At 59.1% G+C, this 17,105-nt stretch carries 14 protein-coding genes and 1 tRNA gene; 12 read left to right on the top strand and 3 right to left on the bottom strand.

Annotated features, from left to right (window positions below; translation table 11 throughout):
- Positions 1-128: 128 nt before the first annotated feature.
- Entirely contained in the window at positions 129-3,353 is a 3,225-nt protein-coding gene (locus THTE_RS17675; RefSeq protein ID WP_095416684.1) for an SBBP repeat-containing protein, read from the bottom strand.
- A gap of 784 nt (positions 3,354-4,137) precedes the next feature.
- Between THTE_RS17675 and mads3 the strand changes: the two genes are divergently transcribed.
- The 7 genes from mads3 (at position 4,138) to THTE_RS17640 (ending at position 10,255) form a co-directional block, all read left to right on the top strand.
- Entirely contained in the window at positions 4,138-5,394 is a 1,257-nt protein-coding gene (gene mads3 / locus THTE_RS17670; RefSeq protein ID WP_095416683.1) for a methylation-associated defense system AAA family ATPase MAD3, read from the top strand.
- Positions 5,391-6,032, top strand: a complete 642-nt coding sequence (gene mads4, locus THTE_RS17665; RefSeq protein WP_420823852.1) for a methylation-associated defense system protein MAD4 — start codon at positions 5,391-5,393, stop codon at positions 6,030-6,032. The genes mads3 and mads4 overlap by 4 nt, the downstream gene beginning before the upstream one ends.
- Before the next feature lie 226 nt (positions 6,033-6,258).
- Entirely contained in the window at positions 6,259-7,167 is a 909-nt protein-coding gene (ispE, locus tag THTE_RS17660) for a 4-(cytidine 5'-diphospho)-2-C-methyl-D-erythritol kinase (protein WP_095416681.1), read from the top strand.
- A 27-nt stretch (positions 7,168-7,194) separates the two neighbouring features.
- Positions 7,195-7,761 (top strand): SpoVG family protein, encoded by a 567-nt coding sequence (locus tag THTE_RS17655; RefSeq protein WP_095416680.1) that lies wholly within the window; start codon positions 7,195-7,197, stop codon positions 7,759-7,761.
- A gap of 44 nt (positions 7,762-7,805) precedes the next feature.
- Positions 7,806-8,981, top strand: a complete 1,176-nt coding sequence (locus THTE_RS17650; RefSeq protein ID WP_095416679.1) for a hypothetical protein — start codon at positions 7,806-7,808, stop codon at positions 8,979-8,981.
- A 318-nt stretch (positions 8,982-9,299) separates the two neighbouring features.
- Positions 9,300-9,375 (top strand) — tRNA-Pro (locus THTE_RS17645).
- A 286-nt stretch (positions 9,376-9,661) separates the two neighbouring features.
- A complete protein-coding gene (locus tag THTE_RS17640) occupies positions 9,662-10,255 on the top strand; it encodes a beta-class carbonic anhydrase (protein WP_095416678.1) in 594 nt (197 codons plus the stop codon).
- A gap of 168 nt (positions 10,256-10,423) precedes the next feature.
- Here THTE_RS17640 and THTE_RS17635 read toward each other — a convergent pair whose 3' ends face one another.
- Both THTE_RS17635 and queC read right to left on the bottom strand, forming a co-directional pair.
- The gene (locus tag THTE_RS17635) at positions 10,424-11,209 is read right to left on the bottom strand and encodes a 7-carboxy-7-deazaguanine synthase QueE (protein WP_237260172.1); all 786 of its coding nucleotides are present in this window, start codon (positions 11,207-11,209) and stop codon (positions 10,424-10,426) included.
- Entirely contained in the window at positions 11,199-11,900 is a 702-nt protein-coding gene (queC, locus tag THTE_RS17630; protein ID WP_095416677.1) for a 7-cyano-7-deazaguanine synthase QueC, read from the bottom strand. The genes THTE_RS17635 and queC overlap by 11 nt, the downstream gene beginning before the upstream one ends.
- 144 nt (positions 11,901-12,044) lie before the next feature.
- Here queC and queF point away from each other — a divergent pair, with 144 nt between their 5' ends.
- From queF to hemB, 5 genes are all read left to right on the top strand, one after another.
- Entirely contained in the window at positions 12,045-12,419 is a 375-nt protein-coding gene (gene queF, locus THTE_RS17625; RefSeq protein ID WP_095416676.1) for a preQ(1) synthase, read from the top strand.
- Between the two features lie 147 nt (positions 12,420-12,566).
- Positions 12,567-14,030 carry an RtcB family protein gene (locus tag THTE_RS17620; RefSeq protein WP_095416675.1) on the top strand — a complete coding sequence of 488 codons (1,464 nt, stop codon included), beginning with the start codon at positions 12,567-12,569 and terminating at the stop codon, positions 14,028-14,030.
- Between the two features lie 141 nt (positions 14,031-14,171).
- Complete coding sequence (locus THTE_RS17615; RefSeq protein WP_237260171.1) at positions 14,172-14,921, top strand: YbhB/YbcL family Raf kinase inhibitor-like protein; 750 nt, start codon at positions 14,172-14,174, stop codon at positions 14,919-14,921.
- Positions 14,922-15,016: 95 nt separating this feature from the next.
- The gene (locus tag THTE_RS17610; protein WP_157732221.1) at positions 15,017-15,796 is read left to right on the top strand and encodes a DUF434 domain-containing protein; all 780 of its coding nucleotides are present in this window, start codon (positions 15,017-15,019) and stop codon (positions 15,794-15,796) included.
- 105 nt (positions 15,797-15,901) lie between these two features.
- Positions 15,902-16,942 carry a porphobilinogen synthase gene (gene hemB, locus THTE_RS17605; RefSeq protein ID WP_095416673.1) on the top strand — a complete coding sequence of 347 codons (1,041 nt, stop codon included), beginning with the start codon at positions 15,902-15,904 and terminating at the stop codon, positions 16,940-16,942.
- The last annotated feature ends 163 nt before the right edge of the window (positions 16,943-17,105 follow it).

Raw genomic sequence — 17,105 nt, 5'->3', positions numbered from 1 at the left:
GTAGACAGCGCTAAACCGAAAGGTAAAGACCTGGAGGCAGTGCCCCAGTAATGGCCGGGCGGCCAAAACCGCGACGACAGCGGGACATGTTTCCGCCGTGTGAGTTATCCGCGGTGTGCCACACGCGATTATTCGGTGCGGACATCCCAGCCGGCCCCGAAAATGAGATCATAGGGCAGCGGGGTCTTCACCGTCGCCTGATCCTGCCCACCTGCACTATCGCGGATTTTGACAAATTCAAATCCCCGAAGGATGAGCATTGGGCGGGGCGCTTCGGCAAGAAGACGAGCGAAGACCAGTTCCTCTGGCGTGGCCGTGATCAGTTCATTGAAAACGGTATCCCACAGGGCGGCCTTGTCCCTATCCAGGGGTGATGTGGCCTCGGCTTCAATGAGAGGAAATCCCCGCACCGTCACGCGATAGACGTTGCCACCTGTGGACTGGTCGAAAAGCTCCGTTTTATGAGGTTTGAACTGCAATTCGTCTTTGAGGACGGAATCCAGGAGTCTTGCCCGATCTGTCCCCGTCTGAGAATACGCCACCACGGTTGGAAATCCGTGCGCGCGGACGTCGTAGCCCGGCCCGGTGCGGCGGCTCAGCCCCCACTGCCCTTCAAAGAGTTCGTCGCCGGGACCGTCGAAGAAAGTCGCACGATCGTTATTCCCGTTGGCGAGGACATCCACCAGTTCGAAGAACTTGATTCGCAGATAAGACTGAGGGGTGATCCATTTCACGTGGCCCAGGGCCGGTTCAAACTTCATCCGGGCTGCGGTATCGGCACCATTTTGCCAGAGGGTGTCGGAAAGCCAGGCGGTATCATGGCCTCCCTGTGTGCCGTAGATGTGAATCTCTTCGAATCCGGTGCTTGTGACGGCTGTGACTGACCCAGGGAAATTCACACCAGGCGAACTCGCGACGCCCCGATGGAAGACGATTCGGTCCGGCCAGGCTTCCACGTGATCGTCGCCGGTTGAATCCGTCACGATCAATACATCGTGGCCGGGACCTGCCTGGATGGCGATTGATTGGCCGCTCTCCGCGGTGGCCGGCAGGTCGAAGGAAACTCCCCGGATGCTGATCACCGTGCCCGGGTTACTCGTATCTCCGGTAAACGCGACTTGCACCGTGTCATCGTCCGACGTGTCGAAAACGGTGATCGCGCCTGTCATTGGGTCTCGATCCACAAGATTGGCGATCGTCCAAATAACTTCGCCGATCTCGGAGCCGGGAGCCACGTCCAGAACGAGGTAATACACGGCGCCGGGTTGAATGCGGGCGAGCTCAAGCTGGACGGTGCCATTCGCAACCTGTGAGATTGCCAACGGCACAAGTTGTGAATCCGCAAGGGGATCACTGTCATAGAGGGCGAAATGGATGCTTTCGGGGTTTGCCGGTGCGGAAGCCCTTATGGAAACTCCCGCCAGGTGCGTGAAGAGCAGGCGGTAGAAGATTTTCCCGGCTTCAGGCTCAGTTTCCACGATGCGTCGCAGATCGATGGTTCCCAGATCAACCCGCTTGGTATAAAGGACATCGGTGGCCACGGGATCGCTTGCCAGACCTGTGTTATCCCGCGCCATCGCGAAAAATCGATAGCGCCCCAACGGCCAGGCGTCGAGAGTGGTCGCGCCCACTTCCCAAATCGCCTCGCCCTCTGCGGTTAAACCGGTTGCTCCCAGGAGCAGATCATCATCGTCCCAGTTTTCGTTTCCATTGGTATCGAGGTAAAACTCCACGGAGTTGACGGTATCGAGGCCATTGGGGTCGGCGATGCCGTGAGCACGCAGGAGAAGCGGTTCGTCTCTCAGGACGATCGGAGAGTCAGCAAACAATTCAGCAATTACAGGTGGTTGAGCGAGGGATAGAACGGCTACAAAAACATCCTGGTCCCCTGGCTCGCCGAGGAGCGCGGTCGTCGGCCAAGCGGGAGTGGAATAGGTGTTTCCCACCACGTGAAATCCTGAATTTGGCGTCGGCACAAGTGCCACGACCGAATCGTCTGCCTCTTCGCCCAGGACATCGCTGGTGAGGAGTTGGCCGGTGGTGCTGAGCCGGAGGAGGATTCCTTCGCTACCCCCGCCGGAGGACCCGAGGATTCGCCCTCCCGCCCAATCCACCAGCGCTGTTTGGCCACCCGCCAGGATTGTACCGTCGTTCCCCACCGCAGCACTCGTAGCGCTGTCATCGCCGGTCCCTCCCAGATACGTGTACCAGAGGGTTTGACCATCCGGTCGCATGGCCAGGATAAAGGCATCCTGGCTTCCCTGAGGTCCAATGAGAGGAGATTGGCTTGACCAATCGCTGGATGCGGTCCGACCTGCCACGTAAATGGCATTTTGCGAAGCGGCGACAGCGAGGGCCGCGTCCTCCGCACTTCCACCGAGGTACGTGGACCAGACACGCTGCCCGGTGGAAGACAACCGGACTAGAAAGCCGTCGTAAGAACCGCCGTAGGTGAGGTCTTCTCCAGCGACCATCCAGTCGGGGGATGATGTCCGTCCTGCGACGTAAACGGCCCCCTCGGCAAACGCCAGGGCGAACGCATAGTCCCGCTGCGAGCCGCCCAAGTAGGTGGACCAGACGAATTGCCCGGTGGTTGTGAGCTTGGCGGCAAAAGCGTCGAAGGTTCCACCGTTGTAGCTCGAGTCGAAGCCACCTCGGATCCATCCCGAGGAACTGGTCGTGCCGGCGACATAAATATTCCCGTTACCGTCCAGCGCGATGGCCGAAATCGCGTCCCAGTCGCTTCCACCAACATAGGTTCCCCACAGGTAGGCCCCGGTGGGGCTCAGCTTGACCACAAAACCATCGCCGAATCCAGCGTAGGTGGTGTCGTACCCACCGGAAATCCAGCCCGTCGAACGCGTCCATCCCGCGACATAAATATTTCCGTCCGCATCGACGGCCACACCGGCGGCGCCATCGTCGAGAGTTCCCCCCAGATACGTTGACCAGAGCGAGGTGCCCTCCGGTGAGATCTTCACCACGAAGGCGTCACCGTCACCGCCCCAGGTGGTGTCGTGGCCACCGGAGACCCAGCCGCTGGAAAAACTTGTGCCCACCAGAATAAGGTTCCCGTCGGGATCCACAGCGGCGGCCCGGACTTCGTCGTACTGAGTTCCGCCGAGAGAGCCGCTCCAGGAGACGGTGGATAAATCCGCGAGCGAGGCGGCTGCCAGCAACAGCCGGGACTCTAGTGGTTCGAGGGTCAACGTTCTCCGACCGGGCGAACAACGATAGTCCAGTCGCGCGGAGCGAGTCCGGAACCATCGCGTTGACCAGTCAGGGCGAGCAGTTCTACCGAACAAAAGAGGGCTTTTCCCATAAGGCCATCGTCTCCCGATGTACCACCGCATGGAGGCGATCTCCTAATTCGTTTCTTGCCTTGCGTCCTTTACGAGTTTGCGACCGGAGATCGCCGACTGGGATTGGAGTGTGGACATGCCGGGACGGGACTTAGCGGTTGTGTCCGGCGCTGTCTTTCGGTAAAAGGGTGCAGTCGGGAGCACCGGCTCAACGTGCCCACAAGCTAACGGAGGAGAGAATCATGTGCAAGCTCCCCCGGCTGAGCCATCGTCACCTGTTGTATGAGTCTGAGAGCGCAAAGGCAAAACGTGCTGTAGCGGCAAGGCATGAATTCCGCCTTCCGTCGAGTATCCGCCGTGGTGTTACAGGAGGGGCTCTGTCGCGCTATCCGGAGGGACGTGTCGGCCAGGCGCCGTTTTCTCGAGCGTTCGGAGGGACCCGCTCGTCGGGTCCGCCGTTCAACGTAGGATCATCCATTTCCTTCCCCGGGCACGACAAGCGTGCCCCTCCGGCCTTTTTCGGAGGGACCTGCTTGTCAGGTCCACCTGTGAGGATTGGACGATCGATTCCGTATCCACGGGTACGACAGGTGTCCCATTCCGACTATTTGCGAGTGGTTTAAGCCAAGTCACCTTGCCGCCAGTGACGTGACGGAACACGCTTGATCGAGGACTTCTGCTCCCAAAATGCGCGGGTACACTGCGTGAGAAAATTTGTGCGTCAAGGGTACGGAATATGGAGAGGCTAAATGGTCGAGAGCCGGGGCCAGATCTTGTGTAAAATGACCTTCCGGTTGTCCAGCGAGTGGGGATGGATCGGAGGTAAAGCAAAAATATGATTCGGCTCATTGAGGCCCTCCATTACCGGTGTCTTCGCTACGTGCGCCAGCCCTTGCAATCGTTCCACGTCCTGGTGGGACCGAATGCAAGTGGCAAGACGACATTTCTGGACGTTGTCGGTTTTCTGGGACGGCTTGTGGCGGACGGGCTGCAGGCAGCACTGGAAGAACGCACCGCTAATTTTCAGGACCTGGTTTGGAAAAGGGGTGTCGGCCCGTTTGAGCTGGCCGTGGAAGCGAGAATCCCGGATGCGATCAGGGGCCGGGCACCCGAAATGGCATGGGATACGATTCGCTACGAGGTCTGCATAGGAATACACCCTGAGACCGAGATCGTTTCCATCCTGGAAGAGTCGGTCATTCTTAAGCGGTGGCGGGAACCCCGGCCAGTTCCGAGGGAACTCTTCCCAATGGAGCACACGGCTCCCAAGTCGATCATGACGCATCGCGTGGGGGGAGGAGATCGCCGAGTCGTGCGGAAAGCTGCGAGCGGTCTCGATCATTTTTACAGCGAAGTGGGAAAAGAATCAGGGAAAGGATGGTTTCCTTCGATTCGGCTGGGACCTCAAAAAAGCGCGTTTGGCAATTTACCGGAAGACCAATCGACGTTTCCCGCAGCCACGTGGTTCAAAACGCTGTTGAGTGAGGGAGTCCAGCCGATTGTCCTTAACAGTTTGTTGATGAAGAGACCCAGTCCCCCTGGTCAGCCCCGAACATTCAAGCCTGACGGATCAAATCTTCCCTGGATCGTCACGGAACTTCGCAAAAACCCCACCCGGTGGCGACAATGGATCGACCACGTTCGGACAGCTCTTCCCGAGGTCCGGGACATTACAACCGTTGAACGCGAAGAGGATCGACACCGCTACCTCGTCATTGAATACGAAAACGGCTTGAAAATTCCTTCGTGGATGGTTTCCGACGGAACACTGCGACTGCTGGCTTTGACGATCCTCGCTTATCTTCCCTCCCTTGAGGGTGTCTATTTAATCGAGGAACCGGAGAACGGGATTCATCCCCTTGCTGTGGCCACTGTTATTGAGTCCCTCAGGTCGCTGTATGAGGCTCAGGTTCTGGTAGCGACCCATTCCCCGGTCATTTTAAGTTTGGTGGAAGCCGGCCAATTACTGTGCTTCAAAAAAACACCTGACGGGGCCACGGATGTGGTGACGGGCTCGGAACACCCCAAGCTTCGCGACTGGAAAAAAGAAACGGACCTGGGGACGCTTTTCGCGTCAGGCATTTTGGGATGAGCAGAGAAATGAAAGATCTCATCGTTTTGACAGGCGACCCAACAATGAGAATCGCTGTAATGGCGCTCCTCAGGCGGCATCAAGCCCTTCAAATCCGCCCGATTGTCCCGGATGCAGCGGCGGACGTTTATGAACATCCCAAGCGGGATCCAGGTGTGTATCGGGAAGCTGATGTATTTCTGCGGCCGTTTGTGACCCAGTATCGCTATGCCTTGGTCATGTTCGATCGTGAGGGATGTGGCGCGGAAAAGACGCAGGGGCGAGAGGAGATCGAAAGAGAGGTGGAAGCAAAGCTCAGCAAAAACGGCTGGCAAAACCGGTGTTCGGCCATCGTTATAGACCCTGAATTGGAAGCATGGGTGTGGGCAGATTCGCCTCATGTGGCAAGGGTGCTCGGGTGGGGATCCGACCTTAAAAAACTCCGGAAATGGTTGGAGAAAGAGGGTTATCTGGATCCCGGGGAAGCAAAACCTCGGCGCCCCAAAGAGGCCATGCAACAGGCGCTGCGGCTCACGCGAACGCCGCGCTCGGCGTCTCTTTACGAAGAGCTTGCTAAAAAGGTGGGTCTATCCCGGTGCACAGATAACGCCTTCAGAAGGCTTTGCACCGTCCTCAGGACGTGGTTTCCGCCTGATTGATTCGAGCCCGGGGAAGCAACGTGACAACGCGCAAATTTGGGATCGGCGTGGGTTGAGGATGATAAATTGCCTTCACGGAGAAAACTACGGCGCGGCGCGCGAAAAATGCTCCACCACCCAATCGTGGGGAAATAGATATTGACGCCATTAAAGAAAGGCTTAAAATCCCTAGCGCTTGGGGGATGGTTGCTGCAACCGTAGGTACTCTTGCCGGGGCGGACGTCGAATGCAGGTCCAACGCTGGCATACATCGTGGGTCGTTCATGCCCCAGCGAAATTGAACCTTTTCTTCGAGGTGTTGGGGCGCCGCGAAGACGGCTACCACCTCATCGAGACCCTGGTCGTTCCCGTCAACCTCTATGATACCCTGGTGCTTGAGGAAATCCCGGGAAGCGACATCGTCCTGGACGTAAAATGGGTTTGGAAAGGGGATTGGGCGGAACTTTGCGGAAAGCATTCCGTGCCGGTGGATGAAACCAATCTTGTGTATCGTGCGGCACGCCTGATTCAGCAGGAAACGGCAATCACCCGCGGAGTGCGCATCCAGCTTTGGAAGCGTATTCCCACCGGCGCCGGGTTAGGTGGGGGATCTTCGGACGCGGCGGCTGCGCTGGTGGCTTTGTGCCAGTTGTGGCACGTCGGGGTGTCCCCCCAGACTCTGCACGACTGGGGTGCGCGGCTGGGGAGTGATGTTCCCCTCTTTCTCGAGAAGGGACCCAGCGTATGCCGCGGCCGAGGAGAAATTGTGGAGCCCGTCCGGCCGGGCCCGCCGCTTCATGCGGTGGTCGTCAAGCCGCCGGTGAGCCTGGCGACGCGGGAGGTGTATGGAGCTTGCCGGGTGCCGGAAACGCCGCAGCCAGTCACGCCGCTACTGCAGGCATGGCAGAGGGGTGATTGGGCCTCGTTCGGGAAACGGGTGTTCAACCGACTGGAGGAACCGGCGCTGCGTCTGGCGCCGGGGCTGGCCCACCTGAAGCAGTCGCTGGCTCAGACAGGGGGTTTGGCGGTCAGTTTGACGGGGAGCGGTTCGTGCTACTTCGCCGTGTACAGCCACCGCGAACAAGCCCTGGCCGCGGCGCGGCGGATCCAGTCAACCCGGCTCGGTGCTGCATTCGTCGTGCACTCGGTTGTGTGAAGGGTCCTCAGGGAAAGGAGGTCGGCCGTGGAAATCACCGAGGTACGCATCAAGCTCATGGACGAGCCCGGAGAGCGGCTGAAAGCTTTCTGCTCGATCACCTTCGATGATTGCTTCGTGGTCCGGGACCTGAAGATCATCGAAGGGGCGAACGGGCCGTTCGTCGCCATGCCCAGCCGTAAGCTTACGGCTCGGTGCCCCAATTGCCGCACGAAGAACCACCTTCGGGCTCAATACTGCAACCAGTGTGGCATCCGGCTGAAAGAGCAGCCAATCGAGCGCGACGAGGAAGGTCGGGCGAAACTCTACGCGGATATTGCCCATCCCATCAATTCCCAGTGCCGGGAAATGATCCAGGCCCGCGTCATCGCTGCTTACGAAGAGGAAAAGGCCCGCGCGAAATTGCCGGGCTATGTCTCGACCTATGAAGATTTCGACGAAGAGAGAACCGCCGAGGCGGCTGAACCGCTGCCCAAGAAAACACCGCACCGCAAGGCACATAGCGAGCGCGAGCAGCCACGCGGCCCACATAAGCCCCCTGAGGACGTGACACAAAAAGAACGGTCGGAGCCACCCGAGACAGCAGCTCCGTAGAGCATTTGGAAAGGCCTTTCCTACTGAACTGAGCAGGTAGCGCCATGTCTTTCAACGTTTGGTCCCGGCGTCGTTTTTTGCTGGGGGTGGCCACCGGAACAGCGGCACTTGCCACAGGACGCCTGCTGGCGGATGCGACGAGCACGACCATCCTGGAGCCGGTCCATGGAGCGGTTCTCAACCGGCGACACGGCCGACAAACCGACAAAGGCCTGGAAATCGAGGTCCTGGGGGTGGCGCCCGAGGATCAGGCCGTCATCGTCAACGGCCAGGCGGCACAGCGCCAGGGGGCCCTTTACCGAGCCAAAGTGATCCTCGCTGAGCATGAAAACGAGATCGTCGCCAGTTCTCGCGGACCCCGCGGTCATCAGGAGCATCGAATCAAGGTCATCTGGGACCGCAACAGTCGGCCCCGTTATCGGTTCTCCATTGACGATAATAGCTTCTTTCTCCGCGATATTGCCCAGCATCAGTATGCCTCGCTATTCGATTGCTGGTATCTGGCGATGCTCCGCGACCTGCACAAAAAGTACGGCACCAAATTCGTGTTGAACATTTACTACACGACGGGTGATGACTTCAATCTGACGCAATTTCCCGATCGGTATAAGGGTGAATGGGCGGACAATGCGGACTGGCTGAAACTCGCTTTTCACGCCTGGGCGGACAAACCCGATCGCCCCTACCAGCATGCTTCGCCGCAGCAACTGGCCGCCGATTTCGATCGCGTGGCCGAGCAGATCCTGCGCTTTGCCGGGGAAGCCACGTATTCTCCACCCACCGTGATCCACTGGGGGATGGTGTTGCCGGCCAGTCTGTCGGTATTAAAAGAGCGTGGTGTTCGCGTCCTCAGCGGATACTTCACTCAGATTGGCGGCGTCTGGGATGTCAATTACCACCTCGACCCCAGTCGCAGTGCCTACCTTTCCCGCCACGATGCCTGGATGGATTTCGAAAGTGGCATTGTGTTCTCCCGGGTGGACATCGTTTGTAACAACACACCTGTCGATCAAATCGTCCCCACCCTGGCGCCCCTGATGGACGACCCGAACACCGCCGAGATCATGGATATTTTCACACACGAGCAGTATTTCTGGCCTTTTTATCAGCGGTATCTGCCAGATCATCCGCAGCGATTGGAAACCGCCATCCGGTGGTTGACGGAACAAGGCTACGAACCCGTGTTTTACCACGAAGGCTTTCTGGGCGTGCCGGTGTGAGTACGAGCGCGATTCATGAATCGCCCATACCCGGTTCCATTCATGGGTTGCTGCTCGGTGTGTCGTCGGGGCAATTCATGGATTGCCTCTGCCGGAATCTGAACGGCTTGCCCGCGTTGTGGTTGGCAATAACGTCGGCTTTATCTACCCCAGGCCAAGGCGAGTTTGGAAGTGCTTGAACTCTGCGAACATCATGGATTGACGCTGGGCGGGAAGTGGCGGTAAACTGAAGAGGAAGCCTGCGTGGCCGGAACAAAGACAGGTTTGGGCCACGGGCGGGTGCTCCTTGGACATAAAAATTAATCAAATAGCTTTTTTCGGGGCGTAGCTCAGCCTGGCTTAGAGCGCTTGGTTCGGGACCAAGAGGTCGCTGGTTCAAATCCAGTCGCCCCGATTTTTTTGCGCCCTTCTTCCTACGTGCGAAAATCCTCACCGTGGCGTTTCCGCCTTTTCTCGTCGCCGCATTCTTTCGCCTGATCCCGGGGCAGTCACCACGACAGGTCCGGTTTGCCGGAAGCCGTTTTTCTGTGAGCGAGATGCTTGTCGGTTATACATTAGTAATTTGATAAGGACAGTCGCTTGACGTTTAGTCAGCGGCCGCCTACGATAGGGATGCATACAGATTGATGCAGTAAACTCATCAAGAAACAGATGTATGAGACAGAATGGGAGGTGCCGCGATGCTGTACCAGCAAATCGACATGGAACTGGCGGAACGAGAAGCCTGGGCCCTGCGGCGTCAGAAGGGAATTCCCAACAACCGGCGCCTGTTTGTGCTCGCCTGCATGGACGAGCGGTTGCCAGTCGAGGAGGCCCTGGGCATTCGACTGGGTGATGCCCATGTGTACCGCAACGCGGGAGGTCTCGTGACGGACGACGTTATCCGCTCGGCCATGCTCACCACCAACTTTTTTGGCACCAAGGAGATCATTGTCGTCAATCACACCGAGTGCGGCATGATGACGGCAACCGGCGAATTTCTGACCAATGCCCTCCGTGAAAAGGGTATCGATCCAGACAGCGTGGCGATCGATCCGGCTCTGCCCGAACTCAAGCTGCCGCCGGGGGTGTTCCCTAAATGGATTCGGATGTTTTCCGATGTGGACGAGATTTGCCTCAAACAGGTGGAGTTGCTTCGTAACTGCCCGTTGATCCCGGCCGACGTGCAAATTCACGGCTATGTCTGGGAAGTCGAGTCGATGAGGCTGCGACGCCCCGGCGTGCGCCTGGCAGAGAAAGTCAACACGGCCAAGGCCATGGGCGCAAAAGGCTGAGCGATTCCGCGGGCAGCCCATCGCCAGGAGAGCGCGGCCGGCTGACGAGGCAGTTGTCCGATCCGTCCGAAAACACGTGGCCTGGCAGAAAAGCGACTGTGGGGGACGTCGGCAAAAGTTGATGCTCTGTCGCCTTTGGCCAAACTGTTCTGCGATCTTCAGCAGTCATTACTTGCCCCGGCCTGGACCGTACCACTCGATGTGTTTCCGTGGACAGAGCCGGAACCCATGTTGCTGACAGATTGGTTCCAGCCAGGTCATTTTCTCGCCGAGCGCCTCCTGATCCGTCCCCTGGGGCATCAGGAGCACTCGGTTACGATCTATTTCGGCCAGTGCGCGAAGGTAGCGTTCTACCTCGTCCACGTCTTCAGGCCGGTCGATAACGAATTTGATCTGGTAGGGATATTCGCGGACAAGCCGCCGAATGACGTCCGGTTGGTGTCGCCGGCGCTCGTGCTCTTTCCACCACCGCGGATGAAGTTCTCTGTCGGGCGTGGAATTGCTGAGTTTGGGGCTGATCGACATGAGATGGCACTGGACCGGCCGATATACCGTGCCCGCCGTTTCCACCGTCACGTGGTAGCCACGATCGGACAGATGCCGTGTGAGAGGGACAACTTGGGGAAACATCATCGGTTCGCCGCCCGTCAGCACGATATGGCGAGCGGGAAAGTTTTCCACACGACGGAGGATCTCCTCGACGGTGAGAAGCGGGCCCTCCGGTTCCCAGCTTGCGTACGGGGTATCACAGAACCTGCACCGGAGGTTGCATCCTGAGACGCGGATGAATACGCTCTCGGTCCCGGTGAGAAATCCTTCTCCCTGCCGGGATTGAAAAATTTCGGCGATTCGGAGCGGCTGAGCGAGTCTTTGCTCCGCCGCGCCGGTTGTGTGCCCTTTGGGATGGTAGGCCATGCTGGGGGTATGTATCTGGCTCGGATGTTCAACAGACATAGGCGATGGGGTCCTGGAGCCCGGCCTCGGCAAATCCTTTTTTGCGGAGCTGGCAGGCATCGCACCGTCCGCAGGCGAGGCCGTCCGGAGTGGGGTCATAGCACGTGTGGGTGAGGCCGTAATCCAGGCCGAGTTCGATGCCCCGGCGGATGATCTGGGCCTTTGTCATCTGCAACAGCGGCGCATGGATGCGGAAGCGGGTCCGGCCTTCAACGCCCGCTTTGGTTCCCAAGTTGGCAAGGTGCTCGAAGGCCTCGATGAACTCCGGTCGGCAATCCGGATACCCGCTGTAATCCACGGCGTTCGCGCCGATGAAAATGTCGGCCAGCCCTCGGCTTTCCGCATAAGCCAGGGCCAGAGCCAGGAAGACCGTGTTCCGCGCAGGGACGTAGGTGACCGGGATCTCCCCGTGACCGGCCGTCACAGGGCGATCCTTGGGCACCGCGATGGTGTCCGTCAGAGCGCTGCGTCCAAAGCAAGTCAGGTCCACCCTCAGGACGATATGCTCCGCCGCGTTCAAAAATTGGGCGACTTTTCGAGCGGACTCGAGCTCCAAACGGTGCCGCTGCCCATAATCGATGGTCAGCGCAAAGAGGCGGAACCCCTCATGCCTGGCAATAGCAGCCGTTGTGGACGAGTCCATTCCACCCGATAGAAGTACCACCGCACCGCGACTTGCTTGCGAGGCCATACCTGCAAATATTCCCTTTCGAGCCAGAGTGCCAGCCGGAGCCGGTCTCAATGAGCCAGCCCCACCCGCCGCAGTATTCAATAGTCCCCCGCCCCTATATCATGATTTAAGGTGGAATTTGCTAGCAATTAAAGGAGATGCGGCGTGGCACAACAAGCGGAATCGTTTCGACATATCTTGGAGACTTTCGAGAATCAGTATCCGGATCGGGACTATACCATTGAGATTATATGCCCGGAGTTCACCTCCGTGTGTCCGCGGACGGGCCAACCCGATTTTGGCACGATCACCATCACGTACTGTCCCGATAAGCTCTGTGTGGAATTAAAAAGCCTGAAGTTTTATCTCCAGGCCTATCGGAATGTGGGCATTTTTTATGAGCACGTCACGAATCGAATTCTCGACGACCTTGTCGCTGTTCTCAGGCCGCGGTGGATGAAGGTTGTGGCCGATTTCCGGCCTCGCGGGGGAATCACGACCCGCGTTTCCGCGCAGTATCAAGTGGAGACAGCGGGCTAGAAAAAGGCGGGTTCGTAAAATATTGAGTGCAGGCAGTACGGGGCGCAAGCAACGAGTGCGCTGGGAGTATCGCCCGAGAAAGCGTTCCGACCGACGCCCCTGCGCCGCGGCGGTCTCTGTGCAGTCGAAGGAAGAAAGGAGGCGCCTATGAGTAAGGAAGGCTTTGCTGGGCCGCTCGAACGTATCGACGAAACCACCTGGCGAATCCCGCCCGATTATAAACCGGGAATGCAGGTCGAAGGCCGAATCTATGCCGACGAACGGCTCATCGAGCAAATCCGCAAGGATCAGGCTCCCGAGCAGGTGGCCAACGTGGCGACCCTGCCCGGCATCCAGGTTGCCAGTCTGGCCATGCCGGACATCCACTGGGGTTACGGTTTTTGCATCGGCGGGGTGGCCGCCACAGATCCGGAGGAAGGTGGTGTCATTTCGCCGGGTGGGGTGGGGTACGACATCAACTGCGGCGTCCGTCTTATGCGGACGAATCTCCATATTGACGATGTTCGCCCCCGACTGTCCGAACTCATGAATGTTCTGTTCCAGCGGATTCCGGCAGGGGTGGGCAAAGGCGGGCCCTATCTTTTTTCCGGAAAGCAGATGGACCAGCTTCTGGAAGAAGGGTGCCGGTATCTCAAAAAGATCGGGCTGGCCACCGAGGAGGACCTCAAGAATACGGAAGAAGGTGGGTGCATGGCGGGAGCCGACGCTTCCTGCGTGAGTAACGAGGCCAAAAAACGTGGCAGCGACCAGTGCGGGACGCTGGGGGCCGGCAACCACTTCCTGGAGGTCCAGGTGGTGGAAGAAATTTTCGATCCCGAAGCCGCTCGCATCATGGGGTTGGAGCCGGGAACCATCTGCGTGATGATCCACTCCGGATCGCGCGGCCTCGGCTATCAGGTGTGTGACGACGCACTCCAGGAAATGCGGCGGTGCCCAGAAAAATACCACATCCAGCTTCCCGACCGGCAGCTCGCTTGTGCCCCTATCAATAGTCCCGAGGGGCAGCGCTATCTGGCGGGGATGCGGGCGGCAGCCAATTACGCCTGGGCCAATCGCCAGCTCCTCATGTGGCAAACGCGAGAGGCCTTCAGTGAATTCTTTGGCAAGCCCTGGGAGGAGCTGGGCATGGACCTCGTGTATGACGTTGCCCATAACATCGCCAAAATGGAAAAGCATATCGTCGATGGCAAGGAAAAACTTGTGTGTGTGCATCGCAAGGGGGCAACGCGGGCGTTCCCGCCAGGGCATCCCGACGTTCCCGAGCGGTATCGCGCAATCGGCCAGCCGGTCATCATCCCGGGGGACATGGGCCGGGAAAGCTGGGTCCTGGTGGGCCAGCCGGCTTCGATGGAGAAAACATTCGGCACCACCTGCCACGGGGCGGGACGCGTGCTCAGCCGCAACGCCGCGATTCAGGTTGCCCGCGGTCGCCAGATCGATAAAGAGCTGGCGGCCAAGGGAATCATCGCCCGGGCGCACAGCCGGGCGGGACTGGCGGAGGAGCACTCCGATGCCTATAAAGATGTCAGCATCGTCGTGGACATCGTGGATCGCGCGGGACTTGCCAAGAAGGTCGCCCGGCTACGTCCTGTCGGCGTGGTCAAGGGATAAGGCCGGTAAACTCTGGGCGACAAAAACGAAGGACGGCCGCTCTCCCCGTCCGACGGATGGTCCGATGTGGAGGTGAGCGGGAAAACCGACGATGTGGCGACGGACGGGGTCACGCGGCATTTCAGCGTGCCGGAGAGACCCATGAAATCAATCACCCTGTTCTCCAGAAAATTCCTGAGGGGAAGCTGGGCGTTTCTGTTGATGGCCACGGTGACCGCCCTGGGCTGCCAGGCTGAAAAAGAGGGCCTCTCGTCTCGGCAATTTCAAATCGTGGGTGACAAGCCCGCCTGCTGCGAGACAGAAGCCGCGACAAAGAGCGGTGCAACGTCCGCTGGGGCAACCGAAGCAGAATCATCGTCGGAGAGTTCCGTTGCTCAGGTAACCGGTGAAGAAGGAGGTAAGGCCATGGCCATCAGAATCACCAGCCCCGCATTTCAGTCGGGGCAACCGATTCCCAAGAAATACACGGGAGAAGGGGCGGATGTCTCGCCGCCACTGGAATGGTCGGGTGTCCCCGAGGGAACCCAGGAACTGGCCCTCATTTGCGACGATCCAGACGCCCCCACGCCGGAACCCTGGGTGCACTGGGTACTTTATAAGATTCCGCCGGATGTAACCAAACTGCCCGAGGATCTGCCCAAAACCCCCAAACTTGAAAATCCACCGGGGGCTCTTCAGGGTAAGAATTCGTGGACGAGTGGTCAGACGATTGGATACCGCGGCCCCATGCCTCCGCCCGGCCATGGCCGCCACCGCTACTACTTCCGCATCTATGCCCTCAACACCAAGCTCAATCTTCCGCCAGGCGCAACAAAGAAAGAGCTGATGAACGCCATGAAAGGCCACATTCTGGCGGAGGGCGAATTGATGGGCACGTATGAGCGGAAATAAACACGGTTTTCAGTCGGGTTCAGTTGCCGCCACGGGCACGGATGCCGATTCTGCGGACACGGAGGGCGAGAGTCTTTTCGGAGGGCTGAATTCTCGTGCCTGACCGTCGGCAGCATCGCGGTCCCCATCCCGAAGATCATGAGCTCTTCGCGCCCAGCCAGTATCCCCGGCTTCTGACGGCGTTCGGTGATCTTTGCTGGCTCCTGGATCGTGGTTACGCGTTGCCCTCTTCTCTCAAGCTGGTGGGCGATCGCTACCAACTGGCGGCCCGGCAGAGGATGGCGCTGGAACGCAGCGCATGCACACGGGAGGAACTCCTGAAACGACGCTCTCGGCAGAAGGAGGTGCACAGCCTCCGGGGTCTGCCACTTTATCTGGATGGCTACAACGTGCTCACCACCATGGAGGCGGCACTCGGCGGTGGAGTGCTCATCCGCGGAAGGGACGGCACTCTCCGCGACATGGCCAGCATGCACGGTTCTTACCGGAAGGTCCAGGAAACCGTCGCCGCAATCCACCTGATTGGCAAGGGCCTTGCCGAGCTGGGTGTGTCCATCGCGCGTTGGTATCTCGACAAGCCCGTGTCCAACAGCGGCCGACTGGCCAAACTCATCCGTGAACTGGCAGCGGAGCACGGCTGGCCGTGGCAGGTGGAAATCGTGCAAAGTCCTGATTATCTCCTCATGGAATGTCCGGACCTGGTAGCCACCGCGGACAGCGTCATCCTCAACTACTGCGAGGGGTGGGTCAACCTTACCGACTGGCTGGTGACACGCTACGTCCCGACGGCCTGGGTGGTTGATTTTTCGCAAATGCCGGATGACGATGAGAACAAATCGGGGCAAATATCTTCCGCCGATGATCCATTACCTTGAAGTCCGCGGATTGGTGTGCATGGACCGCGCGGCAAGATCGAAGCGGGCCGATTTTGTCATTCTCAAGCAAAACTGGAAAGAGCTGGAACAAAAGGAGTAGACGGTATGGGTGCAACACCGGCGCGCCGGTTGATCATTGAGCGGTGCCGAGCAGCGGGGTTCCCCACCGTGCGGATGCGGAGGCTCCGCTACCACCCGGCGATTCGGCAACTCGTTCAGACCGTTCGGCTTGATCCCGGCCGGTGGATTCTGCCACTATTTGTGCACGCCCGCTCCGAGCACCGTGTACCGATCTCCTCAATGCCCGGCCATGATCAGCTTTCCCTGGATGCCCTTCGCGAAGAAATCGAAGAGGTCCGGCGTCTGGGGCTGGGAGGTGTCCTCCTGTTCGGAATTCCAGATCACAAAGATCCCCTGGGCAGTGACGCAACAAGTGAGCAGGGGATCATCTGTCGCGCGATTCGGGTTATCAAGGAGATAGCGCCGGAACTCCTCGTCATCACGGACGAGTGCTTCTGCGAATACACCAGCCACGGGCACTGCGGTGCGCTGGGAAAAGCCGGTGCACACGACACCGTGGACAACGATCAAACCCTCCGTATGCTTGGCTGGCAGGCTGTGGCCCATGCCCGGGCGGGTGCCGACATGGTGGCCCCCAGCGGCATGATGGACGGCATGGTAGGGGCGATCCGACAGGCCCTCGATCAGGCTGGCTTCACCCATGTGCCGATCATGAGCTATAGCGCGAAGTACGCCAGTGCGTTTTATGGGCCGTTCCGGGAAGCGGCGGAAAGCGCGCCCCAGTTCGGTGATCGCCGAAGCTACCAGATGGATCCCGCCGCGGCTGCCGAGCAGGCCCTCCGCGAAGTGGAACTGGACCTTGCCGAGGGTGCCGACATCGTGATGGTCAAACCGGCCACGTCCTACCTTGATATCATCCGCCTGGTAAAGGAACGATTCCCCGGCGTGCCTGTCGCGGCGTACAACGTCTCCGGGGAATACAGCATGGTATGGGCGGCCGCGGAGAAAGGCTGGCTGGATCTCCAGCGCGTGGCCCTCGAGATGCTCACCGCCATCCACCGCGCCGGGGCCGACATCATCATCACCTACTGGGCCAAACAAGCTGTGAAATGGCTGAAACAGTAGGCCCGGTTCCTTGGCTGCGATGGTCCAATGAATTGGGCCCGCCAGGAGCGAATAAGAAAATTCCCGCGGTGTCAAAGAGGAAAACCAACTGCCGGCGGTTCGAGCCTGCATTCTTTGGCGCCATGAATTGGTGTGTCCTTCCCCTTGAAGCCCGCAAGGGCTG

This window comes from Thermogutta terrifontis (genome assembly GCF_002277955.1).
Classification (GTDB): Bacteria; Planctomycetota; Planctomycetia; order Pirellulales; family Thermoguttaceae; genus Thermogutta; species Thermogutta terrifontis.
Note: the sequence above shows the minus strand (reverse complement) of the source record. Positions and strands in the feature narration are given on the sequence as shown.

Bases quoted from the DNA above. Each gene is read 5' to 3' on its own strand.
- THTE_RS17675 (WP_095416684.1), bottom strand. From the start codon at position 3,353: ATGCGGTGGTACATCGGGAGACGATGGCCTTATGGGAAAAGCCCTCTT.
- mads3 (WP_095416683.1), top strand. From the start codon at position 4,138: ATGATTCGGCTCATTGAGGCCCTCCATTACCGGTGTCTTCGCTACGTG.
- mads4 (WP_420823852.1), top strand. From the start codon at position 5,391: ATGAGCAGAGAAATGAAAGATCTCATCGTTTTGACAGGCGACCCAACA.
- ispE (WP_095416681.1), top strand. From the start codon at position 6,259: ATGCAGGTCCAACGCTGGCATACATCGTGGGTCGTTCATGCCCCAGCG.
- THTE_RS17650 (WP_095416679.1), top strand. From the start codon at position 7,806: ATGTCTTTCAACGTTTGGTCCCGGCGTCGTTTTTTGCTGGGGGTGGCC.
- THTE_RS17640 (WP_095416678.1), top strand. From the start codon at position 9,662: ATGCTGTACCAGCAAATCGACATGGAACTGGCGGAACGAGAAGCCTGG.
- THTE_RS17635 (WP_237260172.1), bottom strand. From the start codon at position 11,209: ATGTCTGTTGAACATCCGAGCCAGATACATACCCCCAGCATGGCCTAC.
- queC (WP_095416677.1), bottom strand. From the start codon at position 11,900: ATGGCCTCGCAAGCAAGTCGCGGTGCGGTGGTACTTCTATCGGGTGGA.
- THTE_RS17620 (WP_095416675.1), top strand. From the start codon at position 12,567: ATGAGTAAGGAAGGCTTTGCTGGGCCGCTCGAACGTATCGACGAAACC.
- THTE_RS17615 (WP_237260171.1), top strand. From the start codon at position 14,172: ATGAAATCAATCACCCTGTTCTCCAGAAAATTCCTGAGGGGAAGCTGG.
- hemB (WP_095416673.1), top strand. From the start codon at position 15,902: ATGGGTGCAACACCGGCGCGCCGGTTGATCATTGAGCGGTGCCGAGCA.